Genomic DNA, 24,170 nt, shown 5'->3' with positions numbered 1-24,170 from the left:
CGACAGCCACATGGCCGACGACCACATCCGCTACGACATTCTGGCCCAGGAGGCGTTGCGCGGCGTCATGCGCAAGGTCCTGGCCGAGGTCGCGCGCACCGGTCTCCCAGGCAACCATCACTTCTTCATCACATTTCTCACCGGCGCGCCGGGCGTGCGCGTATCTTCGCGGCTGCGCGAACGCTATCCCGAACAGATGACCATCGTTATTCAGTTCCAATATTGGGACCTGAAGGTGAGCGACACCGGCTTCGAGGTCGGGCTGTCGTTTTCCGACGTGCCGGAGAAACTGGAAATCCCGTTCTCGGCCGTACGCGGCTTTTACGATCCGTCCGTCAACTTCGAGCTCGAATTCGACGTCAAGACGGATACCCCGGCTGAACAGGAGACAAAGGCCAAGCCTGCTCCCGAGCCGCTGGCCATCGTCGCCGAGAAAAAGCCTGAGACGAAGAAGAAAACCGCTGAGGCGGAAAAGAAGCCTGCCGCGGCCGACGCCGGCGCCAAGGGGGCCGACGTGGTGTCGCTCGACGCCTTCCGCAAGAAGTGACCCGACGGGCGGCGTGACATGGCCGAGATCGTCAATCTCCGTCAGGCACGCAAGCAGAAGGCGCGAGCCGAGAAGGAGCGCCTGGCCGAACAGAACCGGGCGCTGCATGGCCGTTCCAAAACCAGCCGGGATCGCGACCGCCTGATCGCCGACAAGGCCGACAAATTCGTCGCCAGTCATCGCCGGGAAAAATCGGGCGATTCGGACAAATCCGATGCTTGAAGTGTGAGGGCGGTCGCGTGAGCCCGGTCGAAAAGCGCTCGGTCACCATTCGCGGCCACCGCACCAGCTATTCGCTCGAAAAGCCTTTTTACGACGACCTGATCGCCATCGCAGCCGCGCGAAAATTGACGCTCGCCGCGCTTGTCGCCGAAATCGACGAGAGCCGCCCGCGCGATGCGAACCTCTCCTCGGCGCTCAGGCTCTATGTGCTGGACTGGGCCAAGCGCCGCAAGTTGTAGCCTTCAGGCAACGCTATTTTGTTTCCTGCGCCGGATACGGAAGCCCAGCAAAGCCGAGCGGTCGCGTTCTTCGGCCTGCTTCTTCGATCTGACACGCATCAGGTCCTTCCAGCCGACATAGCCCACCAGCCGCGCATTTTCTCGCGTGACGACGGGCAAATGGGACACGTTCGCCATCAGCAGCTTGTCGGAGGGGCCCTCGAGATACTCATCCGGATAGGCAACCGTCTTTGCGAAGCCGGGCTCGTCGCGAGGGACCACGACGAGGAGGACCACCGCCGCGTGCTGCTGCGGCTGACCGACCGCGCCGACGACAGTCTCGCCGATCTGTCAGCCGCTCATCTCGACGAACTCGGGCGGATCGAGCCGATGCTGAAGCGCTTGCTTGCTGGACGCGGCGCATAAGGGATGCGCCGTCACCCGCCATTCAGCGATTTTAGCAGATCGTCGATCGACGAGGGATCGAACTTGAGCTTTGGCGGGGGCGGCACTGAGGGTGGCACGTTATTTGCGGCCGGTGGCGCACGTTCTGCTTTCTGCGCTTGCTCCGCCGCGGCCTTGCGTTCGGCGTCGAGCTTTGCCTTCTCTTCCGAGGCGATCCGCAACGCCTCTTCCGCCCTCTGGCGTTGCTGTTCTTCGGCCTGCGCTGCTTCCTCGGCAGCCTGTTGCGCCGCCTCGGCTTTGGCTTCGGCATCCGCTTTGGCCTTTGCAGCCGCCTCGGCTTTCGCCCTGGCCTCGGCTTCGGCCTTCGCCGCTGCATCCGCTTTCGCCTTGGCTACAGCCTGCGCCCTGGCCTCCGCTTCGGCTTGGGCCTGCGCCTCAGCTTCGGCCTTTGCCTTGGCGTCCGCTTCAGCCTTCGCCTTGGCTTCAGCCTGCGCCCTCGCCTCCGCTTCGGCTTGGGCCTGAGCCTCGGCTTCGGCCTGTGCCTTAGCGTCCGCTTCAGCCTTCGCCTTGGCTTCAGCCTGCGCCCTCGCCTCCGCTTCGGCTTGGGCCTGCGCCTCAGCTTCGGCCTTTGCCTTGGCGTCGGCCTCGGCCTTCAGCCGCGCTGCTTCCTGTTGCCTGCGCAGTTCCTCCGCCGCTCTTTCACGCTCGGTTTGCAGGGCAGCGTAGTAGCGCACCTCACGCCGCAGCCTTTGTTTCTCGAGCAGCGCGGCTTGCATGGCTTCGACCCGCTGCTGCTCCTTTTCCAGCGCACGCTGGGTCAGGAACTGTGCCAGTGGCTCGCTGTCGAACTGCCGTTTGATGGCGCCGAACGGACCGTCGACGCTGAAATTCAAAATTGGTTCGGAGCCGACCAACGCCTCGTCGCCGGGTCGGTAGGCGATCTCGCCCTTGGCATCGACGGTGCTGGTATTCAGATCGGCGGTGATGTCGGCGGACAGCGTCGCGCCCGGGCTTTCGAATTTGACCGGTGGCGCCCTCAGCGTGCCGCCGGCGATGGTGAAGGCAATATCGGTGTCCTGCGCCGGAAAACTTCCCGCCGCGGCGATCTGCGGCACGAAGCCGGCAGTCTTCGACGCGTCGATATCGCGCCCTATCGCGTCGGCCTTGGCGATGAATGCGCCAAAGGCATCGGGATTGAAGCCGGCAATAGTCATGCCCTTCAGCGTCGCCGTGCCGGAACCGGACAGCGCCGCGACCATCGCGTCGACCGATTTGCCGCTGGTCGAAAGCGCCGTCGAGAAATCGCCGCTTCCGCTGAAACCGGCCTCCGGCAGCACGGCTGCCAGATCGGAGCCGGCGAGTTTCATCTGACCGGAGAAAAGCCCGGTGCCGTCATTGTTCTTGAGCTCGAACAGGCCACTCAACTCGCCGCCGAGGAATTTTGCCTTGAGGTCGGAAACACGGATGCCCTCCTGGTCGAGCTGCAGCGAAAGCGCAGCGTCATAGGCGGTGGCAAGCGGGCCGGCGGCAAGCGACGCCGCCGTCAGATCGAGATCGGCGGTAAATGGCAAACTGGATTTCTGGCTGAACGGTGCCGTCGGCCAGGCCCCGTCATTGACGAGGAAGGCCTGGTCGCCGAACAGCATCACCGCCATCGGATCGAGGTCCAGCTCGTCCAGCGACAGCGCGCCGGCAAGATGCGGCAGCCCCTCCTTGACGTCGATATTTACGTCACCGGAAACCGCCGCTTCGTTGACGGCGCCGTTGAGGCCGCTCAGCACCAAAAGACCATTGCCGTAGTCGGCATCGGCAGCAAGCGACGTCGACATGCCGGTCCCCATGCCAGGCAGGCCGACGCCGGTCGTCATCAGCCATGGCTCGATGTCGGCCGTTTCCAGGCTGACCTTGCCCTTGGCGGCCGCGCCCTGAGGCGTGTCGGCAACTGTCCCGTCGAAACCAGCTTTGAAGTCGTTGCCGGCCAGGCTGAAGCGTGTCGCCAGGCCGCCGCCAAGTGTGCCTTTGGCCGAGACGTCGGTGGTCGCCTCGCCGAGCATGCCGAGTGGCAGCGCCGGCAACCCGTAAAGCGCCAGAAGTGCGGTGGCGTCGGCGTTCCGGGCATTGAAGGTCAACGTCACCGGCGCTTCGAGGGGCCGGTCGAGCGCCCCTTTGCCGGACAGCGACGCCGAAAAGGCCGAACCACCGGCCCTGCCCTGTGCGCTCATTGCCAGTCCCGTCGTACCGTCGCCATTGTCTGCGGCACTCGTGACGGCGTCGATACGCGCATCCTGGAACAGCTCCGGATAGGCAGCGGCCCGCGCCGCCAACCCGTTCAGCACCGCATTGTCCGGATAATGCCGGACGGCGACGTCGATCAGCGGCTTGAGGTCGACGGCGACCACCGAGGCGTCGAGCTTCCCGGTCGGGCTCGCCGGGAAGTCCTTGATCCGGCCGGTGGCGCTGATAGAGGCGCCGGCAAGTCCGCCGACCGACAGGCGGTCGATCTCAAGCAGCCCGTCGCGCAATCTAAGCGCGGTGTCGACGCTATCGGCGGTCAACCCACCTGCGCTGACCGGCCCGGCCTTGATCTGGAAATCGAGGTCGCGGTCGGAAAAGCGGTTGGCTCCCTTGTCGCTGACGAAGATCGAGGCGAAGGCGGCGAGTCCATCGACGTCGAGTTCGCCACCTTCCAGTTGCATCAGCACCGATGGCCTTGTGTCTTCGGGCTGGGTGGAATCGATGCGGCCGGAGAACTTCGCCTTGCCGAGGATGAGTTCGAGATCGCTGAAGGCCTGGTGCTTTTCATTCAAATCTACTTTTGCCTTGAAGCCGGCGGCCGGCAAGCGGCGGATCGCCTCGTCGACGTCCTTCGACAGCCAGGCGGCAAAGCCGGAGGGCTGCGCCACAGCCAGAAGCAGCGATCCGGTGAATCCAAAATGATCCTCGACGCTGACCATGCCATTGGCTTCCAGCTTGGCGCGGCCGGGCAGCGTGGCGGCCAGCGATTTTACCGCCCAGCCGCCCTCGGCCGGTTCGGCGGACAGATGCACGTCGCGAATCGTCGTGTCGCCTGCCACCACCGCCGGCAGTTTCACCTCGACCGTGCCCGGTATGGTCGGCTTCGGCAGATCGAGCAGCGCCTGCTCCAGCGCCGCCACCCGCTCGGACAGCGTCAATCCGGCACTGGCCGCCGCCCCCACTGCCTCGTCGAACTGCACCTGCGCGCCATTGGCCTCGATCGAGAAATGCGGCTTCAGCCCAAGGTCGACCGCAGCCTTGCCATCGGCGGTGTAGGGATTGTCGAGCGGTCCGGTCTCGAAGCGGAATTCGTCGACGCCGAGCTCCTGGTGGTCGAGCGAAAACTTGCCGTTCAGCCTGAACCCCGGATCCGGCTTGCCGGCGCTGACTTTCACTGCCTCGCCGTCGGTGCCGCGCAACTGCGCTACAGTCTGGTCTGCGCCCGATATCTTGAACTGGCCCGAATAGACCGCGGCGCCCTCGACGAGGCCCACATTGCCGTCGGTCTCGATGACCAGCGGATAGTCATCCGGACCGGCTTTGAGCCTGAGCCGCATTTGCCCGTCCGGTTCAGCCTTGCCGGTGGAAGCGGCGATCGTGGTCCGCAACCCGTCCAGCAACAGGGAGCCGTCCATCCGCCAGGGGCCGCCCAGCGACTTGGCCGAGATCGTCGAGTTGATCTCGGAAATAAGATGGCTACGGCCGCCGGCGGCGTGGCTGAGCGCGATCTGTCCTTCCGTCACCGTCAGCTTCTCGATGGAGATCTGGCCGGGATCGAACGGCGAGGACGGCCGTATCGTCCAGTCGACCGTGCCGTTGGCGGCGATGTCGATCGTCGCCTTCGGCCGCACCAGGCGCATGTCGAAGATCAGCACCTCGCCGCGCAGGAATGGCGCGAGTTCTGCATCCATCGAAAAGGTTTCGACGGTCATCGCCGGCTGGCCGTTGGGGCCACCGGCGACGGCGACGTTGGAAAAGGTCACCGAGGGAAACGGCAGCAGCCTTGCCGTTGCATCGCCTCGCACGGTCACCTTGCGGCCAAGAACGGCGCTCGCCTCGCGTTCGAAATCGGCGCGATAACCCGTCCAGTCGACAAAGTACGGCACCACCAGCGCCGCACACAGCACCAGCACGAGAAGCCCACCGAAGATCACGAACAGGCGTGCGAGCATGAACTCCGAAGCGGTTGATTGAAAATCAGCCGCACTCTACCCGCATCAGCGTGTCGATAAAGAGGCAATTCCCGCCAGACAGGCGTCCAGGGCAAAAGTCCAGGGCAAAAGAAGGCGGCCAAGAAAACTCAGCGCGCGTCGCGCTTTGCCTGCGCCACCTTTGCCGCCTGCCGCTGCCGGCCGAGTTCCATCGGCCGGATCAGATTCTCGGGCCGCCGGCTCACGATCGCGCGCATGCCTTTGTGCGCGGTGCGCGTGTTGAACTCGGGACCGTCTGCCGCAGCGCCCTGCTTCATGGACAGCGCCTTGCGTGCATTCTCGACCAGCGAAACACGCGCTGCCAACTGGCGGCGGCGTTCGGCCTCGCCATTGAGCCGCCGCATGGTCATCGCCAGAACCGCCAGCTTCAACTGCGAACCTTCATCGGCCTTCGAGGCGCCGGCGCCCTTTGGCGCACCCTTGCCGCGCATTTCGCGGCGGCGGCGATGCGCCTCGGTCTGGGCCTTGTCGCGCCGCTCCCTTAGGAGCTTGACCAGGCTGGCGAGTTCGGCGTCGGCAAGATGCTGCACTGCTGGATGGTGCGACTTCTCGACGAGAGCATGTTCGTCGGCGCTCAGCGCCCGAGCCTCTTCCTTGCGTGAAATCGCCATGACACCATTCCTCCGTCTGTGACGCCTGCCTGCCTCTCAGGTCCTTGGAGTCTCGATCCAAATGGTGGTGCGGTCAAGCCAGGGACCATCTGGATCTTCTTCCACTATTCGGCCGGCAATATCTTGCCCGGGTTCATGATATTCAGCGGGTCGAGCGCCTGCTTGATCGTGCGCATGATGTCGACGCCATGACCGAGCTCATGCCGCAGGAAGCCGATCTTGCCCTGCCCTATGCCATGCTCACCAGTGCAGGTGCCGTCCATGGCGATGGCGCGCATATTGAGCCGCGCCACGAATTTTTCCGCCAATGCGATCTCCTTCGGGTCGTCCACGTCCATCAGCACCAATACATGGAAATTGCCGTCGCCGGCATGGCCGACGATCGGTGCGATCAGGCCCATCTCGGCGATATCCGCCTCGGTCTCGGTGACACATTCGGCAAAGCGCGAGATCGGCACGCAGACATCGGTCGACAGGCCCTTGGCGCCCGGCCGCAGCGTCAGCGATGACCAGTAGGCATCGTGCCTGGCTTTCCACAATTTTGTCCGCTCTTCGGCGATGCTGGTCCACAGGAACGGGCCGCCGCCATTTTCCTCGGCGATCATGCCGAAAGTCTCGGCCTGTTCGGCGACGCTGGCATCGCTGCCGTGGAACTCGACGAACAGGCAGGGGCTCTCCGGATAGTCGAGCTTCGAATAGGTCTTCATCGCTCGCATCTGCAGCGCATTGACCAATTCGATGCGCGCCACCGGAATGCCCATCTGGATGGTCGCGATCACCGCGTTGCAGGCCGCCTCGACGCTGGGAAACGGGCAGACGCCGCCCGAAATCGCCTGCGGAATGCCCTGCAGCTTCAAGGTCAGCTGGGTGATGATGCCAAGCGTACCTTCCGAGCCGATCAGCAGCCGCGTCAGATCATAGCCGGCCGAGCTTTTCTTGGCGCGCTTTCCGGTCGTAACCGCTTCGCCGTCGGCCATCACCGCCGTCAGTGACAGGACGTTGTCGCGCATCGTGCCGTAGCGCACGGCGTTGGTGCCCGACGCCCGTGTCGCCGCCATGCCGCCGAGCGAAGCGTTGGCGCCCGGGTCGATCGGAAAGAACAGGCCGGTGTCGCGCAGATGCCGGTTGAGGTCCTCGCGCGTCACGCCGGGCTCGACGGTGCAATCGAGGTCCTGCGGATTAACTGCAACGATACGGTTCATGCGTGACGTATCGAGCGAGATGCCGCCGCCCGGCGCATTGGTATGGCCTTCCAGCGAAGAGCCGACGCCAAAGGCGATCACCGGCACGCGATGTGCAGCGCACGCACGCACGATCTCCTGCACCTCCTCCGTCGTCTCGGCAAAGGCGACACCGTCCGGCGCCTGCGTCGGGATATAGGTCGTGGTGTGCGCGTGCTGGGCGCGGATCGCCTGGCCGGTCTGGAAGCGCTCGCCGAGCCGCTGCTTGAGGATGCCGAGCACGGCGGCAATGCCTTCCTCGTTGCGTTCGACCGGGTTGAGGTCGCTTAGAGCCATCGATTCCTCCGCGAATGGACCAGCGTCCACCCTTGTTCTGCATCTAGGGATGCGTAGTCTCACCGACCACGCTCTGTCCAGTCCACGCTCATCCCGGCATGACGAGAAGGAAGTTTCCGATGCCCATCCCCGCCCCTTTCGTCTCTCGCGCCATGGACATCGAGAAGGCCTGGATCGACTACAACGGCCATCTGAACATGGCCTATTACAACGTGCTGTTCGACCGTTGCTCCGACGAAGCCTTCGAGATGATGGGAATGGGGATGGACTATGTGAGGGAACGGCGGCTGACCATCTACACCGCGGAAGTCCATGTCTGCTACGTCCAGGAGCTGCATCTCGACCACAAGGTCACGGTCTCGTTCCAGCTCCTCGACCATGACGACAAGCGGCTGAGGGCCTATCAGGAAATCCGCCATGTCGACGGCTGGCTTGCCGCCACGTCCGAAACGCTGTCGCTGCATGTCGACATGGCTGGCCCGAAGGTGGCGCCCTTCCCCGCCGACGTCCTTGCCAGGGTGGAAGCGATGCGCGCCGCCCATGCCGCCCTGCCGATGCCGGAGCGCGCCGGCCGCTCGATCGGTATTCGTCGTAAGCCGGCTTGAACCGCAACCCAACCGCCGTTAACCTTACCGAGGTTTTAACGTGAACAAGCCGAATTGAGACGTTGAACGACTCAGCGCGGCGTTGGAAAACCATCCGCATCGAGTTGCGATACGGGCGGCGGAGCAGCAGCGGTTCGGGGAACGTGCATGAAAACCGACATCAAGGTCGAGGCGGACAGGCTGGCGGCTGACCCACGCATCACCGACTATGATTTCTGGCGCTGGCTGAAGAACCTCAACAACGAGATCTCCCACATCGCCAACAACAACGAGCCGATCCCCTTCGCCATGATCCGCTGGCGCGCCATCCTTAAGCAGGCGCGGATGAAACGCGGCCACGCCTGAAACTGTTATGATAACACCGAGCTTGCGGCACAAGAATACAGCGTTGCTTACGACAACGAATGGTCGCCAGGCAGCAAGCCACCGAATTCCGGCATCTATCGTTGCAAGAATTGCGGTGAAGAAATTGCGGCGAACAAAGAAAACGGCCAAACAAGGCGATGGATTGGAAGCTGTTTCAGCAGCCAACTACAAACAGACAATCCCTGATCCTCTAAGATTTTAGTCTTCAGGCCCGGTAAATCCACTGTTCTGGCACGCGCACCGAAATCTCCTCGCCGGCCGTGATCGTGCCGGGCTTCTCGACCCAGGCGACGAGGCCGCGCAAACGCTTCGCCGCTTTCGCGAACAGCAGCGCGCCGGCCTCGTGATCGGCCATCCCGGCATTTTCGGCGACCGATCGCCCGGCGATGCGGCAAGGCCCGTTCTGCGCGTCGATCTTGACAGTCGCGCCGCCTTTGAAGAACAGCAGCGCGCCGGACGGCAGCATCGAGAGGTGCGGCAGGCCTTCGATCAGGAGATTGGCGCCGATCCATTCCGGCTTGATCTCGGCGATGCCCATCCGTTCGGCAACGATTGCCAGTTCGTCCGCCGCGACGATCGACAATTGCCGTTCGTTGCGCATTTCGGTGCCGCGCGGATACCAGGGTTCCCGTCCGCCGGAGCGCCGCGTCGTGCCGGCGTGGAAATCGCCTTCAATGCCGTCGAAGCCAAGCTGCAACTTATCCACCGCCCGTGTCTCGAAATGATCGAATGGTGCGAGATAGAGCGAGGCCACCCTGGCGGTGAGCTTTCGCGCCGGGACGATCTCGACCGGAGTTTCGGCTTCGGGAAAAAGATCCAGCATGGGTTCGTTCCTCGCGTGATACGCGCAATTAGCCGCGGTCAGCTCATCGGGTCCAGTCGAAAGCGCTGATGCTCCGATCAAGCGGACTGATGCGACTCTGCTCGGCGCGTTCCGATGCTGGTTCCGTTCGCGCCGAAATGGTCAAAGCATGCGCAATAGCGCGCCGCCGATCGAGTAGCCGGCGCCGAAGGCGCAGAGCAGGCCGTAGTCGCCGGCCTTCATGTCGGCATGGTTCTCCGACAGGGCGATGATGGCACCGGCGGCGGCGGTGTTGCCGAGGCGCTCCAGCACCATCGGCGCGCGGTCATGGTCGACGTCATGGCCGAACGACAGTTTCAGGATCATGGCGTTCATCCGTGCATTGGCCTGATGCAGCCAGAAGCGCCGGATCGCTTGCGGCGTCAGCCCGTGTTCGGCCAGGAATTCGACGATGAACTTGTGGCCGGCGACGGTGACTTCCTTGAACACCTTGTTGCCGATCTGCTTGATCAGATTGCCTTCCAGATCGATCATGTACGGATCGTCCTGGGCAGCGCGGGTATAATAACCGAGATTGGTGCGGATGCTGTTCGACATCTGCGTCCAGGCGCGCGTGTCGAGCACCTCGAAGCGCCCCGGCCGCTTCTCGCCTTGGGCAAGCCCTTCGACGATCATCGACACGGAAGCGTCGCCGAAGATGAAATGCGTCTGCCGGTCGCGAAAATTGAGATGCCCGGTGATGATCTCCGGCGTCGTCACCAACACGCGTTTGTGCGCCCCCGCCCGCACCAGATTGACGGCGATGTGCAATGCGGCCGCCGCCGACGAGCAGCCGAGCCCCATGTCGAAGCCGGCGCCTTTCGTGCCCAGCGCCTGCTGCATTTCGATGGCGATCGCCGGATAGGGCCGCTGATGGTGCGAGGCCGAGCAGATCACCAGGTCGATGTCGCCAGGCTTCAGCCCGGCATGATCGAGCGCCTTGCTGGCCGAAGCGATGCCGAACTCGGCCTCCAGCGACAGCGCATCGTCGGGCCGCGCCGGGAAGCGCGGCGCCATGCGGGTCGGGTCGAGGATGCCTTCCCGTTCGATGACATGGCGGGTCTGGACGCCCGAGGCATGAACGATGAAGGCACTGTCCGATTTCTGTAGCAGCGGCTCGCCCGAGACCTCGCGGCGGATGTTCTCCATGTCCACCCAGGCGTTGAAGGTGGCGACGAGCTCCTCATTGGTGATCGAAGCTTCGGGGATTTCAACGCCGATGCCGCTGATGATGACGCGATGCATTTCCAGTTCGTCCCGTGCGCAGGCGTTGCGGCTTCGCCGCAAAAAGCTCGGCGCAACCTCTTTTTGCACCTAGCCAGTTTATGCCGGCTTAAATCAAGTCCCTGGGACGGGTCTTTACCAGGCGCAGAGCTTGGTATTGGTCTGCGGGTTGTTCCAGCAGGCACCGTCATCGCGGCTGCGCACGAATTGCCCGGGCAGCGGCACGTTGCGGCGGCCGAGATTGACATAGCCATAGGCAAAACCCGGTCCGTCGATTTCCAGGACGTAGGTCGGATAACCCGGCGCCGAGATGCGAAAGCTGCCGGCATCGTCCAGCGCCCGATAGCTGCACGAGAAATAGCCGTCGTCGCTGGTGAAGCAGCGCGCTCGCTTGGCCTCCGCCGATAGAGACAAGGCAAGCACAGCGGCCGCGCAAACGCTGCCGCCGAAAACGAGCTTTTTCAGTGTCATCATCCACCCCCATGGCCCATGAAGGGCCGTGCCCCAGCGAGATGCGCATGACGGCGAAAGCCGGTCAAGCATCCGCCATGCACTGTTTTTGGGTGTAGCTAAGAGTTTCTAAGCGGAACGCCGCGCCACGATGAAGAGACGGGGAAAGCGCAGCAATACCTTGCCGCTTGCCGTTTTCGGATAGGCTTCGCTGATCCTGGCCGTATAGCGCTTCAGGAAAAGCTGCCGCTCGTTCTCGTCGAGCGGATCGAGGAACGGCTTCAGCCCCGTCGACTTCACCCATTCGACGATCGCCTCGGCATCGGCCAGCGGATGGTTGTAGATCGTGTGCCAGATATCGAGCCGATCCGAGAATGGCGACAAAAGGTCGTAATAGAACGCGACCGGCGGCAGCGGCGCGCGGGCCGCGCGCTCGAGCTTTTCGGCAAACGGCATCTCGGCCGCGGTCTCCCGCATCAGCCGGTGCGAAGGCTCGGCCATATTGTCCGGCATCTGCACGGCAAGCGCGCCGCCGGGCGCCAAAAATCCTATCAGCCGCTGGAAGACCGCCGGATGCTCCGGCAGCCATTGAAACACCGCATTGGCAAAGATCACGTCGACCGGTTCGTTCGGCTGCCACGCCGCCGCATCCGCCAAGGCAAAGGTGACGCCGGGCAGGCGCGCCTTCGCCTTCTCGATCATGTCGAGGGAGGTATCGAAGCCGCTGATCTGCGCCTGCGGCCAGCGCTCGACCAGCAATTCGGTCGAATTGCCCGGCCCGCAGCCAATGTCGACCACCCGGCGTGGTTCCGGCACCGGCACCTGCGCAACGAGATCGCGCGCGGGGCGGGTGCGCTCGTCCTCGAATTTCAGGTAGAGGGCGGCGGACCAGTCGGCCATCTTGGTTCCTCAGATCATTTGAGAATTCGCCGCCCTGTAAATGTCTTACCGCGTCAGCCGCTTATACGTCATGCGGTGCGGATTGACCGCGTCCGGGCCGAGGCGGCGGATCTTGTCCTGCTCGTAATCCTCGAAATTGCCTTCGAACCATTCGACGTGGCTGTCGCCCTCGAAGGCGAGGATGTGCGTCGCCAGGCGATCGAGGAACATGCGATCGTGCGAGATGATGACGGCGCAGCCGGCGAAGCTCTCGAGCGCGTCTTCAAGTGCAGCCAGCGTTTCGGTATCGAGATCGTTGGTCGGTTCGTCGAGCAGCAGCACATTGCCGCCGGTCTTCAGCATCTTGGCCAGATGCACGCGGTTGCGCTGGCCGCCGGACAGGTTGCCGACCTTCTGCTGCTGGTCGCCGCCGCGGAAATTGAACGACGCGCAATAGGCGCGGGTGTTGGCTTCGAACTTGCCGAGCTTGACCACTTCGGCGCCGCCCGAGATCTCTTCCCAGACCGTCTTGGTCGGGTCGAGCGCGTCGCGGCTCTGGTCGACATAACCGAGCTTGACCGTCTCGCCGACGCGGATGGTGCCGGCATCGGGCTTTTCCTGGCCGGTGATCATGCGGAACAGCGTCGTCTTGCCGGCGCCGTTCGGGCCGATGACGCCGACGATGCCGCCGGGCGGCAGCTTGAATTCGAGATCGTCGATCAAAAGCGTGTCGCCAAAGCCCTTCGACAAGCCCTCGACCTCGATCACCACATTGCCGAGCCGCTCGCCATGCGGAATGACGATCTGGGTGTCGCTCGGACGCCGCTTGTCGGCTGCATCCAGCAGATCCTGGAACGCCTGGATACGGGCCTTCGACTTGGTCTGCCGGGCTTTCGGGCTGGACTGGATCCACTCGCGCTCGCGGCCGATCGCCCGCTGGCGCGCATCGTCCTCGCGGCCTTCCTGCTTGAGCCGCTTGGCCTTGGCTTCGAGATATTTGGTGTAGTTGCCTTCGTACGGGATACCGCGGCCGCGATCGAGCTCGAGGATCCAGCCGGTGACATTGTCGAGGAAGTAGCGATCGTGGGTGATGATCATCACCGCGCCCGGATAGGCCCGCAGATGCTTTTCCAGCCACGCCGTCGTCTCGGCGTCGAGATGGTTGGTCGGCTCGTCGAGCAGCAGAAGGTCGGGCTGGCGCAGCAAAAGCTGGCAAAGCGCGACGCGACGGCGTTCGCCGCCCGACAGCTTGGTGACATCGGCCTCCTTGGGCGGGCAGCCGAGTGCCTCCATCGCCATCTCGACCTGCTGTTCGAGATCCCAGAGGTTGAGCCGGTCCATCTCGTCCTGCAGCTTGGCCGACTCGTCCGCCGTCTCGTCGGAATAGTTCATCATCAATTCGTTGTAGCGCTCGATGATGGCGGTCTTGGCGGCGACGCCTTCCATGACGTTTTCGAACACGTTCTTGTTCGGATCGAGCGCCGGCTCCTGCGCCAGGTAACCGACGGTAGCACCCTCGGCCAGCCAGGCCTCGCCGCTCCACTCCTTGTCGATGCCGGCCATGATCTTGAGGATCGTCGACTTGCCGGCGCCGTTGGGACCGAGGATGCCGATCTTGGCGTCCGGGTAGAAGGACAGATGAATGTTCTCGAGCACCTTCTTGGTGCCGTAGGCCTTGTTGAGGCCGGCCATGTGATAGATGAACTGGCGTGCCACGCGCGCTTTCCCTGAAAAGTCGACTGATGTCGGATTGAATGGAAGTTGGGGGCTATGTAAGCGATGCGGCCGCGAACGGCAAACAGTTTTGGCCCCAAGCGGATTTGGTCGCACCCACAAACGCTTAGCCGCTTCATTTCGTGCCGGCGCCCAGGCGAAAGCTCCGGTTAACCATTCCGCGTCAAACAATGTTGGATGGGAAATCGCTAGCAGCCGCGATTTCGGGGAGAGAGATCGGGCCGTGTTGAACAGTTTCCTGCTTTTTGCCGAAGCGGTTCTCTATTTCGGCATCATGGTCACGCTTTTCCGGTTCAGGGGCCGCATCGGCCTCGGCGTCTTTGTTTGCGCCCTTGGCGTCATGCATTTCCTGGAAACCTATCTCGCCAGCGTCTTCTACGTCGCGCTGCCGTTCGGCATGGTATCGCCGGGTTCGGCCGTGCTGTTTTCCGGCAAGCTGGTCATGCTGCTCCTGCTCTACATCAAGGAGGACGCGGCAACTGTCCGGCAGCCGATTTATGGCCTGCTGCTCGGCAATGCCCTGATGATCGGGCTCGTGCTGATCCTGCGCCTGCACGACATCGCACCGCTGCCCGACGGCAAGCTTCCCGACATCGGCTTCATCGACGAGATGGGCTGGCTGATGGTGTGGGGCACGACGCTGCTGTTCGTCGACGCCATCCTGATCATCCTGCTCTATGAAAAGCTCGGCAAATATCTGCGCAAGGCGCTTTTCACCCGCATCCTGGTCTCCGTCGCCTGCGTGCTCACCTTCGACCAGGCAGGCTTTTTCACGGCGCTGCATTTCGTCACCGGCGCGCCGGTCGCGGTGTTCTTCGGCGGCTGGTTCGCCAAGATGGCAGCGGCCCTGGTCTACAGCACCATGCTGGTCGGCTATATCAGGTGGTTCGAGGCGCGGCAGGTGCCGGCGGCGCGCGGGCTTTCCGACATTTTCGACACGCTGACCTATCGCGAGCGCTATGAGGCGCTGGTCGAGCATGTCGGTCGCGACGGCCTCACCGGCCTCCTGCACAGGGGGCGCTTCGACAGCGATGGCGAGGCCGCCGTCGCCGCCAGCCTGCGGACCGCCAGGCCGCTCAGCCTGCTGATCATCGATGTCGACCACTTCAAATCGATCAACGACCGCTTCGGCCACGCCGAGGGAGACAAGGTGCTGAAAGCCCTGGCAATTTTGCTTGGCGAACTTGTCGGGACCGAAGATCAATTGTTCAGGATCGGCGGTGAGGAATTCGCCATCCTCGGCTGGCGTCCGCAGCCGCTCGCCAGGCTGCTGGGCGAAACCGTCAGGCAAGCGGTCAAGACGTCCGCGAGCACCAGCCGGTTCGACATTACCGTCAGCGCCGGCATCTCGACGGTCAGTGAGACGACCCGTTGCCTTGCCGATCTCTTTGCGCTGGCCGACCAGCGTCTCTACAAGGCCAAATCGACCGGACGCGATCGCGTTGTCGGCGAACCGGGCGGCAACGAAGCAGACGCCCGCAACACATGGACGAGGCCGGAGCGCAGCGCCGGCGCGTAACGCTGCCCAGGCCTGCGATTGGCTCAATCAGGATTGTTTGCGCCGCTGCCATCCGCCGATCGCAACCGAACCCGCCATCAGCGCGATCGCCAGCCATTTCAACGCGGTAATAATCGGGCCGGCTTCGATGTCGTAGGCAATGAACAGAAGAATGCCCGGTACCAGCAGGCCGCAGAGCACGAGCGTGATCCGGTTGATCTGCCATGACACTTTTGCCGCAAGCGCCTGGTCGCCGGGCACGGCGACAAGCGCGGCCCGCATTGCCTTCGGCGCCACCAGCGTGGTCGAAAGACGCAGCGAAATCGGCAGGCCGATGCCGATGATCAGGAAGGCGCATGCCGCCAGGAGCAGCGAAAACTTGAGCGCACTGGTTTCGGCCGGTACCGGGAACAGCAGCGCCGCCAGCGGCAGGAAGACACAGAAGATCCCGAGCGCGGCGATGGCGATGAAGATCGCCGCGTTGACCAGCGTGAACAATTGGTAGGTGCTGCCGCCGATGGGTTTGGCGAGCGTGGTCATGCGCACCCACTCCACTTCGGTGTAGGAAAAGCCCGGCCACTCCATATGGCCGTCGCGGATCGCCGTCATGCCCTTGGCCCAAAACGCCAGCCGCGCCAGCGCGCCGCCCGTCATGCCACTCATCGCCGCCCCCTATGAATGATGCCCCCGGGATCATACCATCCCCGGTGCAAAGCGACAGTCGCGTACGGCCTGTTTACTGGAACCCGACGGCATCGACCGCGCCCTTCGGGCAGCCAGCCTTGGCTGTCGGCGCCGAGGCAAGCAGCAGGGCACCGAGCGAAGCGTTCGAAGCGATCGGGCCGGTCAGGCCGAGCGTCAGCTCGTCGATCAGCCGCCTGCCGCTCGAGGGATCGACCACGCAGGATACGCGGACCCGGTCGCCCGCGCCTTTGCCGAAGGCACTGTCGAAGGTGCTGCGGATCTGATCGGACGTGAGCTGCTTGCCGACGCTCTTGGTGAAGAGATCGCGCACCGGCGAAGCGTTCACCGCGTGCATCAGGTTCAACGCGTCGGCGAAATACTCCTGCTGGCTCTTGCCGTAGCAGGTGCCGTGCTTGATCCATTCATGCCTTTCGAGGGCGGATGCGGTGCCCGGCATCACCTGGTCGAGTTCCGCTCGCGTTTTCGGGTCCAGCGTGACCGGCGGCAAGTCTCGCCAGTGCGCCGGATCGTCGTTCGCCTTGTCGCTTGCGGCGACCTGGCAATAGAAATTTCCGTTCGGCTGCGGCCACAACCCATGCAAGGTGAAGTGGGTCGCATCGAAACCGGCGGCGGTCTGCGCCCGGCATTCGGTCTTGCTGGATTTGGTCTCACAGAAAGCCGGCTGCCAGCTCAGCGCGAAGACATATTCCGGCTTTCCGGACGCCGATGGCTTGTTCGGCTCGGCAGGCGCCGGTGCAGCCGGTATCGTCGACGCGCTGCCGCCCGAAACGTGACCGCAGCTGATCTTAACCCAGCGGCGCTCCGGATCGGCGCCCGGAACGCGGATGAGATAGTGCGTGGGCGCGTCCTTGTTGCCGGCCAGCAGATCGTAACTCTGGCCAGCCGCGGTCGAGACGTTGCGGGGATTCTTGCCGCTCTTGATCGCCTGCGTTGCCGGACAGGCGGCATCGGCGACGAAAGAGCCGGTCATCTTCACATCGGCCCGCGCCGCGCTTGCGCCAGCAAACGCAAGAAACACCGCCCCCCATATCGCCCAAATCCGCATTCCGGCACTCCTCGTATTCACGCCGCAAGCTAGAACTTGCGACATGTCAGAATTACGATTTCTTTCGTCGGCCGTAAAAACAATCGCCAGCGCATTGAGACGGTTCCCGTGTGGTCGATCAGGATCCGCCCGCCTCCACGCGTTCTGTCAAGGTGCGCAGCAGATCAAGCGAGGCTTTTAGCGCGTCGGCGTCCATACCCTCCGAAACGCGGTTCGCCCAAACATGCTGGCGTGTGCCGATATTCTTGACCGCTGCCCGGCCGGCATCGGTTATCGACAACAGCTTGGCGCGGCGATGCGCTGGGTTGTCGGCATAGGCGGCAAGCCCCTCCGCAGCCAGTATGTCGGCCAGCCGCTGTACGCTCTGACGGGCGAGACCCATGTCGCGGGCGACGTCGGCCACGGATTTCGGCTCCTTCAAAACCGCACCCAAAACCTGCCAGCGCGCTGCCGTCAGCCCGGTTGGAGCGGCCAGCCGGTCGGCCGCATCCAGAAAACTGCCGTTCATCCTGAACACGGCAAGCACGAGTTCCGTGAACACATTTGCCGCTTCGGTCCTGGTCGTCATTTCTGGCCGGCCTCGATGGTCGCGACGAAATTATTGACGGCTTCGGCTACGACCTCGGGCTTGTCAAGCATCACCCAATGGCCGCTGCCCGCCACGATCTGGCGCGGAATGTCCGTGCGCAGCCGGTAGAGCGCGGCTGGAGTGTCACTGGCCTCGGTAGCCAATACGAACATAGGCCCGCGATACGCATTGAGTGCCGGCTCCGGGTTCCATTCGGCCAGTGCCTTGCCGACACCTGCCCTCGCCGCCGGATCGACCACTGCCACATCGGCCAGAACACGCTGGCGAACAGCCGCGTTAGGGCCGGCAATCGACGTGTAATAGGCGTTCAGGACATCGCGGCCTTGCGGACCGGCCAGATCGCGGACAAAGCCGTCGCGAATCGCCTGCGGCAGCGCACGAGGATTGGTCGCCGGGTCGACGAGCAAGACACCTGCGACCCGGTCGGCATGGCTGGCGGCATAAGCGAGCGCCACACCACCGCCGCCGCTGTGCGCGACAATGAGAAACCGCTTCAGGCCAAACGCGTCGGCCACGGCACCGACATCCATTGCACGGCCGTCATAGCCATAGTCACCGTCCTGCGCCGGCGCGGAGGCGCCATGGCCGCGAAAATCGAAGGCTACCGCCTCGCGGCCTTCGACGGAGAGCTGCATCACCCGGTCCCAGTGGGAAGCGCGGCTGCAATCTCCATGCAGGAACAGGATCGGCAGGCCATTGCCGGCGTTGATCCTATAAGTGGCAAGCTGGCCTTGCGGGCCTGGAACGGTGGACGTCATCATGGGTCATCTCCCTGGTTTCCTGACTGAACCGCAGCAATCCCTGGCAACAGGGTGGCCGTCGTGAAGGCGAAGCCCGCCAGCAAGATTGCACGCCGCGAAATGGCCCCGGTGGTTTTCATAGTTATACCCCCAATCTGCTACTGACCAATTGACAGTAAGCTGTCATGTAATCATATTGACAGCATACTGTCAACTAGCGTCGAATGGGTACCCTACGTCTCTTGACGTCGATCGCTGCGTCGCCCAACAGTCGCCGAGGGGAGCGAGACATGCCATTTGACAAGCAGAGGATGCTGGCATCGCCGACCGGCGCCGAGCTCAACCTTTATGTGAAACACGCCACAGGCCAGCCGCGCGCCATTGTCCAGATCAATCACGGGTTGGCCGAGCACGCGGCGCGCTATGCCCGCTTCGCCGATTTCCTCGGCGCGCGCGGCTACCAGGTCTACGCGCACGACCACCGTGGCCACGGCGTCACCAAGGCGCCCGACGCGCCACCTGGCAGGTTCGCCGATGCGGATGGAAGTGCCAAGGTCATCGCCGATGTCGCTGCCGTCCATGATCTGATCGCCAGGGAACAGCCCGGCCTGCCGGTCATCGCCTTCGGTCACTCCTTGGGCGCGTCGGTCGCGCTGAACTTTGTCCTCCGCAACTCGGCGCGCATCCATGCCGCCGCGATCTGGAACGGCAATTTCTCTGCCGGACTGCTCGGCCAAATCGCGCTGGGCATGCTTGCCTGGGAAAAGTTCCGGCTTGGCTCAGACGTGCCGTCGCGCATGCTGCCCCGGCTGACGTTCCGGGCTTGGGGCAAGGCAGTGCCCGATCGCCGGACGCCCTTCGACTGGCTGTCGCGCGATGCCGCCGAAGTCGAGAAATACATCGCCGACCCGCTCTGCGGCTGGGACGCATCGGTGTCGATGTGGCAGGACATCGTCAAGATGACGCTGCATTGCGGCCGCGACCGCAATTTTTCCGGCGTGCGGCGCGACCTGTTCGTCAATCTGGTCGGAGGCGAGCAGGATCCGGCCTCGGACGGCGGCAAGGCGGTCAGCCATCTTGCCGTCCGGATGCACATGATGGGCTTTTCGAATCTCGTTTCAAAGGTTTACGCCGAAACCCGCCACGAAAGCCTGAACGAGATCAACCGAGACATCATAATGGAGGATTTTGCCGCCTGGGCCGACCGCGTGCTGAGGGTGCCGTAACGGTTGGCCCATCGCAAGGGCCGTGACAGCGGCGCGCGGGGTTGATAGAGGCTGCGCTTTCGATCAACCAGGTGATCCATGACTGAGCCTCCGCTCAAAGGCATCCGCGTCATCGAACTCGCACGCATCCTTGCCGGGCCATGGGCCGGGCAGTTGCTTGCCGACCTCGGCGCCGACGTGATCAAGGTCGAGAGCCCGGACGGCGGCGACGACACCCGCAAATGGGGACCGCCCTTCGTCATCGGCCATGACGGCGAGAACCTTTCGGCCGCTTATTACCATTCCTGCAACCGCGGCAAGCGCTCCATCGCCATCGATTTCTCGACGCCCGAGGGCGCCGAGACGGTGCGCCGGCTGGTCGCGACATCGGATGTGCTGATCGAAAACTTCAAGGTCGGCGGGCTTAAGAAATACGGCCTCGACTATGACAGCCTGAGGAAAATCAACCCACGGCTGATCTATTGCTCGATCACCGGTTTTGGCCAGTCGGGACCGTATGCGCCGCGCGCCGGTTATGATTTCATCATCCAGGGCATGGCCGGCATGATGTCGATCACCGGCGAAGCCGGCCGCGAACCGCAGAAGGCGGGCGTGGCTATTTCAGATGTCTTCACCGGGCTTTATTCGGTCGTTGCCATCCAGGCGGCACTTCGCCACGCCGAGAAGACCGGCGAAGGCCAGCATATCGACATGGCGCTCTACGACACCCAGATCTCAACGCTCGGCAACCAGAACCTCAACTATCTCGTCTCCGGACAATCGCCGGTGCAGATGGGCAATGCGCATATGAACATCGCGCCCTACGAGGTGGTGCCGGTGAAAGATGGCCACATCATCCTGGCGGTCGGCAATGACGGCCAATTCGCAAAGTTTTGCGCTGCCGTCGGCCTCGATGAGCTGGCTTCGAACCCTGACTTCGCCACCAATCCCGCCCGCGTCGCCAACCGGGCAAAGCTGCGCGAGCACATGGTCGAGGCGCTGAAGGTCTTCGATCGCGACCCGCTGCTGGCCAAGCTGGAGACAGCCGGCGTGCCGGCCAGCCCGATCAACAATATCGGCCAGATGTTTGCCGACCCGCAGACCATCGCGCGCGGCATGCGGCTCGACCTCGATGACGGCCATGGCAATCTCTTGCCCTCGGTGCGCGCGCCGATGGTCATGTCCGGCACGCCGCTGGTCTATGAACGGCCGTCGCCGCGTCTCGGCGAACACACCGAAGAAATCCTTGCCGAACTGGAGAGGTCAGGAAAATGAAGACTGGCGGACAACTCATCGTCGATGCGCTCGAAGCCAACGGAACGGACCGTATCTATTGCGTGCCCGGCGAATCCTATCTGGCGGTGCTCGACGCGCTGCATGATTCGCCAATCCGCACCATCGTCTGCCGCCAGGAGGGCGGTGCCGCAATGATGGCCGACTGCCATGGCCGCCTGACCGGCAGGCCCGGCATCTGCTTCGTCACCCGCGGCCCAGGCGCCACCAATGCCTCGGCCGGCATCCACATCGCCATGCAGGATTCGGTCCCCCTCATCCTGTTCATCGGCCAGGTCGCCAGCCACGCCAAGGGGCGCGAGGCCTTCCAGGAGGTCGACTATGTCAGGTTCTTCGGCGATATCGCCAAATGGGTGGTCGAGATCGACGACGCCGCGCGCATCCCCGAATTCGTCACACGGGCATTTGCAGTGGCGACGTCCGGCCGCCCGGGCCCGGTCGTCATCTCGCTGCCCGAGGACATGCTGACCAGCCTTGCCGAGGCACCGGAAGCCCGGCATTACACCCCTGTCGAGACGCGGCCTGGCGAAGCCGAGCTCGACGCGCTGGACGAGCTGCTCAACAAGGCAAAGCGGCCGTTCGTCATCCTTGGCGGTACGCGCTGGGATGCGCAGGCCGTTGCACGGATGCGGACGATAGCCGAAGCCTGGTCGCTGCCGGTCGGCTGCTCCTTCCGCCGCCAGATGCTGTTCGACCATCTCCACGCGAACTATGCCGGCGATGTCGGCATCGGCATCAATCCCAAAGTGGCAACCGCCATCAAGCAGGCCGACCTTGTGCTGCTGATCGGCGGCCGCATGGGCGAGATGCCGTCATCCGACTACACGCTGCTGAAGAGCCCCTACCCCGACCAGACGCTGGTCCATATCCATGCCGACGCCGGCGAGCTCGGCCGCGTCTACCGGCCGGCGCTGGCGATCAATACCTCGCCTGCCGCTTTCGTCGAAGCCTTTGCCAAACGCAAGCCGGCCGCAACGCCGGTGTGGGCGGCGGAGGCAGCGAAGCTGCACACCGCCTATCTCGACTGGTCGACGCCTCCGGAGAGCGGCCCCGGCGCCGTGCAGATGGGGCCGATCATGAATTATCTCGAAACGATGCTGCCGGACGACGCCATCCTCACCAATGGCGCCGGCAACTACGCCACCTGGGTGCATCGCTACCATCGCTTCCGGCGTTTCGGCACGCAGGCAGCACCCACATCCGGCTCGATGGGCTACGGCACGCCGGCGGCGGTCGCCGCCAAACAGCTTTTCCCCGACCGCGACGTGATCGCCTTCGCCGGCGACGGCTGTTTCCTGATGAACGGGCAGGAATTCGCCACCGCCGTACAATACGGATTGCCGATCATCGTCATCGTAGTCAACAACGGCATTTATGGCACCATCCGCATGCATCAGGAGCGCGAATATCCCGGCCGTGTCGTCGCCACCGATCTGAAAAACCCCGACTTTGCTGCTTTGGCCCGTGCCTATGGCGGCCATGGCGAGACGGTGGAAAAGACCGCCGACTTCGCGGCGGCCTTCGAGCGCGCGCGTGCTAGCGGCAAGCCGTCGATCGTCGAGATCAGGCTCGACCCCGAAGCCATCACGCCGACCCGCACGATGACCCAGATTCGCGACAAGGCCTGACAAACAGGGTGGTTGCCCTGTTTTGTCGTCTTGATCTGCCTATTTGACCTTTTCGATCTGGCCGCGGATCTCGCCGTCGGCGTGGGCCGCGGTGTGGATGTTGACGTAATATTTGCCCGCCTCAAGATCGGTCGCCTGGGCATCGGTCAATGTCGCCGAACCCTTGATCGGGCTCTTCAGCTTGCCTTCGAACGGCACCACTGGATCGGCGTTTTGACCCTCTGCCGCCGGGCCGTGAATGTGCCCGGCCTTCGCCAGCCCGCTGAGGCCGGAATATCTCACCGTCCAGCTGAGTTTCTTGGTGGCGGTGTTGAATCTGAGCGTGGCGGTACCCTTGCCCTTCGTGGTGACGGGCGGGCTCTGCTGAGCACCATCGAGCGTCGCGGTCATCTTTACGGTTTCGGCCAGAGCCGGTGACACCGAGAAGATGGCGGCAGAAATGGCCAGCGCCGAAAGCATCGGCGTGAAGGACTGGATGCGCATGGAAACCTCCGTTGTGGCACCCTTGAGTTGGATGCATCGGCACAACGATTTTGCGAGCGGATGTTTCCGCGGGTAACGTTCATTTTACATCCCACTAAAAAGGGGCGGTCGCCCGCCCCTTTTCGTCTTCCAACAGAGCCTGCTTGATAGCTCTATTTGATCGCCTTGTCGGTGATCGCGGTCGTGTAGGCGCCGGTCGGCTCCTTGGTGATGATCTTCTGGTCGAGCAGCGCCTTGGCGGTGCGCTCGTAGGTCGCCGGATCGAGCTTGCCGTCGGCATTGTCGATCAGCTTGGCGACTTCGCCCATCATCCGCTTCTGGTGGTTCTCGTCCTGGCCGCCATTGTCCATGACGATGCCGGCCGCCTCGTCGGAATTGTCGACGGCGTATTTCCAACCCTTCATCGAAGCGCGCACGAAACGCACCATCTTGTCCTCGAAGGCCGGATCCTTGAGCTTGTCCTCCAATGCATAGAGCCCGTCTTCGAGCAGATCGTTGCCCATGGCGGAATAGTTGAAGACGGTCAGCTCTTCCGGCTTGTAGCCGGCGTCGATGAGCTGCCAGTATTCGTTATAGGTCATGACCGAAATGCAATCCGCCTGCTTCTGGATCAGCGGCTGCACGTCAAAGCTCTGCTTGAGCACGGTGACGCCGTCCGGCCCGCCGTCGGTCTTGAGGCCAAGCTTGTTCATCCAGGCATAGAACGGATACTCGTTGCCGAAGAACCAGACGCCGAGCGTGTGGCCCTTGAAGTCGGCTTCCGTCTTGATCGGGCCGTCCTTCGGGCAGACCAGCTCCATGCCGGCCTTCTTGAACGGCTGGGCGATGTTGACCAGCGGCACGCCCTTTTCGCGTGCAGCCAGCGCGCCGCCCATCCAATCGACGATGACGTCGGCGCCGCCGCCGGCAATGACCTGCTCGGGTGCGATGTCCGGGCCGCCGGGCTTGATGTCGACGTCGAGGCCTTCGGCGTCATAGAAGCCCTTGGCCTTGGCGACATAATAGCCGGCGAACTGTGCCTGCGTGACCCATTTCAGCTGCAGCGTCACCTTATCCGCGGCCATCGCCTGAAACGCGGCAAGCGACATCGCGCCGGCCAGCATCGAAACAACAAGTCTTTTCATGTTTTTACCCTCTGA

General features: G+C 63.4%; 25 protein-coding genes. 10 read left to right on the top strand and 15 right to left on the bottom strand.

The genetic code is table 11. From position 1 onward, the window contains the following. Positions 1-10 precede the first annotated feature (10 nt). Genes NKH29_RS00845 through NKH29_RS00835 form a run of 3 tightly spaced genes read left to right on the top strand, consistent with a single transcriptional unit; the run spans position 11 to position 1,008 of the window. Positions 11-547 carry an SspB family protein gene (locus NKH29_RS00845; RefSeq protein ID WP_023676707.1) on the top strand — a complete coding sequence of 179 codons (537 nt, stop codon included), beginning with the start codon at positions 11-13 and terminating at the stop codon, positions 545-547. 18 nt (positions 548-565) lie between these two features. Further along, positions 566-769 (top strand): DUF4169 family protein, encoded by a 204-nt coding sequence (locus NKH29_RS00840; protein WP_023720822.1) that lies wholly within the window; start codon positions 566-568, stop codon positions 767-769. Positions 770-786: 17 nt separating this feature from the next. Next, a complete protein-coding gene (locus tag NKH29_RS00835) occupies positions 787-1,008 on the top strand; it encodes a ribbon-helix-helix domain-containing protein (RefSeq protein WP_352844475.1) in 222 nt (73 codons plus the stop codon). 3 nt (positions 1,009-1,011) lie between these two features. Here the strand turns inward: NKH29_RS00835 and NKH29_RS00830 are convergent, their stop codons facing one another. Beyond that, positions 1,012-1,284 carry a CBS domain-containing protein gene (locus NKH29_RS00830; RefSeq protein ID WP_245278655.1) on the bottom strand — a complete coding sequence of 91 codons (273 nt, stop codon included), beginning with the start codon at positions 1,282-1,284 and terminating at the stop codon, positions 1,012-1,014. Between NKH29_RS00830 and NKH29_RS00825 the strand changes: the two genes are divergently transcribed. After that, on the top strand, positions 1,168-1,413 hold the full coding sequence (locus tag NKH29_RS00825; protein WP_352844476.1) for a winged helix DNA-binding protein: 246 nt from the start codon (positions 1,168-1,170) through the stop codon (positions 1,411-1,413). The genes NKH29_RS00830 and NKH29_RS00825 overlap by 117 nt on opposite strands. Before the next feature lie 11 nt (positions 1,414-1,424). On the opposite strand, the gene NKH29_RS00820 is transcribed toward NKH29_RS00825, so the two are convergent. The 3 genes from NKH29_RS00820 to NKH29_RS00810 all read right to left on the bottom strand — a co-directional run bounded on the left by NKH29_RS00820 (position 1,425) and on the right by NKH29_RS00810 (position 7,746). Then, positions 1,425-5,579, bottom strand: a complete 4,155-nt coding sequence (locus tag NKH29_RS00820) for an AsmA family protein (protein ID WP_352998810.1) — start codon at positions 5,577-5,579, stop codon at positions 1,425-1,427. Between the two features lie 128 nt (positions 5,580-5,707). Then, positions 5,708-6,229, bottom strand: coding sequence for a hypothetical protein (locus tag NKH29_RS00815; RefSeq protein WP_352482975.1), 522 nt, complete (start codon positions 6,227-6,229; stop codon positions 5,708-5,710). 104 nt (positions 6,230-6,333) lie between these two features. Further along, a complete protein-coding gene (locus NKH29_RS00810) occupies positions 6,334-7,746 on the bottom strand; it encodes an FAD-binding oxidoreductase (protein ID WP_023720827.1) in 1,413 nt (470 codons plus the stop codon). A gap of 119 nt (positions 7,747-7,865) precedes the next feature. On the opposite strand from NKH29_RS00810, the gene NKH29_RS00805 reads away from it, so the two are divergent. Both NKH29_RS00805 and NKH29_RS00800 read left to right on the top strand, forming a co-directional pair. Next, entirely contained in the window at positions 7,866-8,351 is a 486-nt protein-coding gene (locus NKH29_RS00805; protein WP_352495168.1) for a thioesterase family protein, read from the top strand. Positions 8,352-8,498: 147 nt separating this feature from the next. Further along, the gene (locus NKH29_RS00800; RefSeq protein ID WP_352998808.1) at positions 8,499-8,696 is read left to right on the top strand and encodes a hypothetical protein; all 198 of its coding nucleotides are present in this window, start codon (positions 8,499-8,501) and stop codon (positions 8,694-8,696) included. 226 nt (positions 8,697-8,922) lie between these two features. Here NKH29_RS00800 and NKH29_RS00795 read toward each other — a convergent pair whose 3' ends face one another. The 5 genes from NKH29_RS00795 to ettA form a co-directional block, all read right to left on the bottom strand. After that, positions 8,923-9,540, bottom strand: a complete 618-nt coding sequence (locus NKH29_RS00795; RefSeq protein WP_352495167.1) for an MOSC domain-containing protein — start codon at positions 9,538-9,540, stop codon at positions 8,923-8,925. 141 nt (positions 9,541-9,681) lie between these two features. Beyond that, positions 9,682-10,803: a beta-ketoacyl-ACP synthase III gene (locus tag NKH29_RS00790; protein WP_352684681.1), complete on the bottom strand. Its 1,122-nt coding sequence runs from the start codon at positions 10,801-10,803 to the stop codon at positions 9,682-9,684. 114 nt (positions 10,804-10,917) lie between these two features. After that, the gene (locus tag NKH29_RS00785; RefSeq protein ID WP_352788474.1) at positions 10,918-11,253 is read right to left on the bottom strand and encodes a hypothetical protein; all 336 of its coding nucleotides are present in this window, start codon (positions 11,251-11,253) and stop codon (positions 10,918-10,920) included. Positions 11,254-11,361: 108 nt separating this feature from the next. Continuing rightward, positions 11,362-12,132 (bottom strand): trans-aconitate 2-methyltransferase, encoded by a 771-nt coding sequence (tam, locus tag NKH29_RS00780; protein WP_352788476.1) that lies wholly within the window; start codon positions 12,130-12,132, stop codon positions 11,362-11,364. Positions 12,133-12,177: 45 nt separating this feature from the next. Beyond that, a complete protein-coding gene (ettA, locus tag NKH29_RS00775) occupies positions 12,178-13,827 on the bottom strand; it encodes an energy-dependent translational throttle protein EttA (RefSeq protein WP_292659428.1) in 1,650 nt (549 codons plus the stop codon). 241 nt (positions 13,828-14,068) lie between these two features. On the opposite strand from ettA, the gene NKH29_RS00770 reads away from it, so the two are divergent. Next, positions 14,069-15,364, top strand: coding sequence for a GGDEF domain-containing protein (locus NKH29_RS00770; RefSeq protein ID WP_352998806.1), 1,296 nt, complete (start codon positions 14,069-14,071; stop codon positions 15,362-15,364). 27 nt (positions 15,365-15,391) lie between these two features. Here the strand turns inward: NKH29_RS00770 and NKH29_RS00765 are convergent, their stop codons facing one another. The 4 genes from NKH29_RS00765 to NKH29_RS00750 all read right to left on the bottom strand — a co-directional run bounded on the left by NKH29_RS00765 (position 15,392) and on the right by NKH29_RS00750 (position 18,443). After that, positions 15,392-16,006 carry a hypothetical protein gene (locus tag NKH29_RS00765; RefSeq protein WP_352998804.1) on the bottom strand — a complete coding sequence of 205 codons (615 nt, stop codon included), beginning with the start codon at positions 16,004-16,006 and terminating at the stop codon, positions 15,392-15,394. Between the two features lie 73 nt (positions 16,007-16,079). After that, positions 16,080-17,093, bottom strand: a complete 1,014-nt coding sequence (locus NKH29_RS00760) for a ribonuclease T2 family protein (RefSeq protein WP_352998802.1) — start codon at positions 17,091-17,093, stop codon at positions 16,080-16,082. A gap of 118 nt (positions 17,094-17,211) precedes the next feature. Continuing rightward, the gene (locus tag NKH29_RS00755) at positions 17,212-17,661 is read right to left on the bottom strand and encodes a MarR family winged helix-turn-helix transcriptional regulator (RefSeq protein WP_352482959.1); all 450 of its coding nucleotides are present in this window, start codon (positions 17,659-17,661) and stop codon (positions 17,212-17,214) included. Further along, the gene (locus tag NKH29_RS00750) at positions 17,658-18,443 is read right to left on the bottom strand and encodes an alpha/beta fold hydrolase (RefSeq protein ID WP_023720840.1); all 786 of its coding nucleotides are present in this window, start codon (positions 18,441-18,443) and stop codon (positions 17,658-17,660) included. Before NKH29_RS00750 ends, NKH29_RS00755 begins: the two co-directional genes overlap by 4 nt. Before the next feature lie 269 nt (positions 18,444-18,712). Between NKH29_RS00750 and NKH29_RS00745 the strand changes: the two genes are divergently transcribed. The 3 genes from NKH29_RS00745 to NKH29_RS00735 all read left to right on the top strand — a co-directional run bounded on the left by NKH29_RS00745 (position 18,713) and on the right by NKH29_RS00735 (position 22,548). Beyond that, positions 18,713-19,648 (top strand): alpha/beta fold hydrolase, encoded by a 936-nt coding sequence (locus NKH29_RS00745; protein WP_352495159.1) that lies wholly within the window; start codon positions 18,713-18,715, stop codon positions 19,646-19,648. 78 nt (positions 19,649-19,726) lie between these two features. After that, positions 19,727-20,902: a CaiB/BaiF CoA transferase family protein gene (locus NKH29_RS00740; RefSeq protein WP_352495158.1), complete on the top strand. Its 1,176-nt coding sequence runs from the start codon at positions 19,727-19,729 to the stop codon at positions 20,900-20,902. After that, positions 20,899-22,548, top strand: coding sequence for a thiamine pyrophosphate-binding protein (locus tag NKH29_RS00735; protein ID WP_023720843.1), 1,650 nt, complete (start codon positions 20,899-20,901; stop codon positions 22,546-22,548). Before NKH29_RS00740 ends, NKH29_RS00735 begins: the two co-directional genes overlap by 4 nt. 39 nt (positions 22,549-22,587) lie before the next feature. Here the strand turns inward: NKH29_RS00735 and NKH29_RS00730 are convergent, their stop codons facing one another. Together NKH29_RS00730 and NKH29_RS00725 are read right to left on the bottom strand one after the other, a co-directional pair. Further along, entirely contained in the window at positions 22,588-23,031 is a 444-nt protein-coding gene (locus tag NKH29_RS00730; protein WP_352998800.1) for a CHRD domain-containing protein, read from the bottom strand. Between the two features lie 152 nt (positions 23,032-23,183). Next, positions 23,184-24,155, bottom strand: coding sequence for an ABC transporter substrate-binding protein (locus NKH29_RS00725; RefSeq protein ID WP_352482954.1), 972 nt, complete (start codon positions 24,153-24,155; stop codon positions 23,184-23,186). Positions 24,156-24,170 lie beyond the last annotated feature (15 nt).

The organism is Mesorhizobium sp. M1295, assembly GCF_040318135.1.
Classification (GTDB): domain Bacteria; phylum Pseudomonadota; class Alphaproteobacteria; order Rhizobiales; family Rhizobiaceae; genus Mesorhizobium.
The sequence above is the reverse complement of the archived record's forward strand: the minus strand, read 5'-3'. Positions and strand labels throughout refer to the sequence as shown.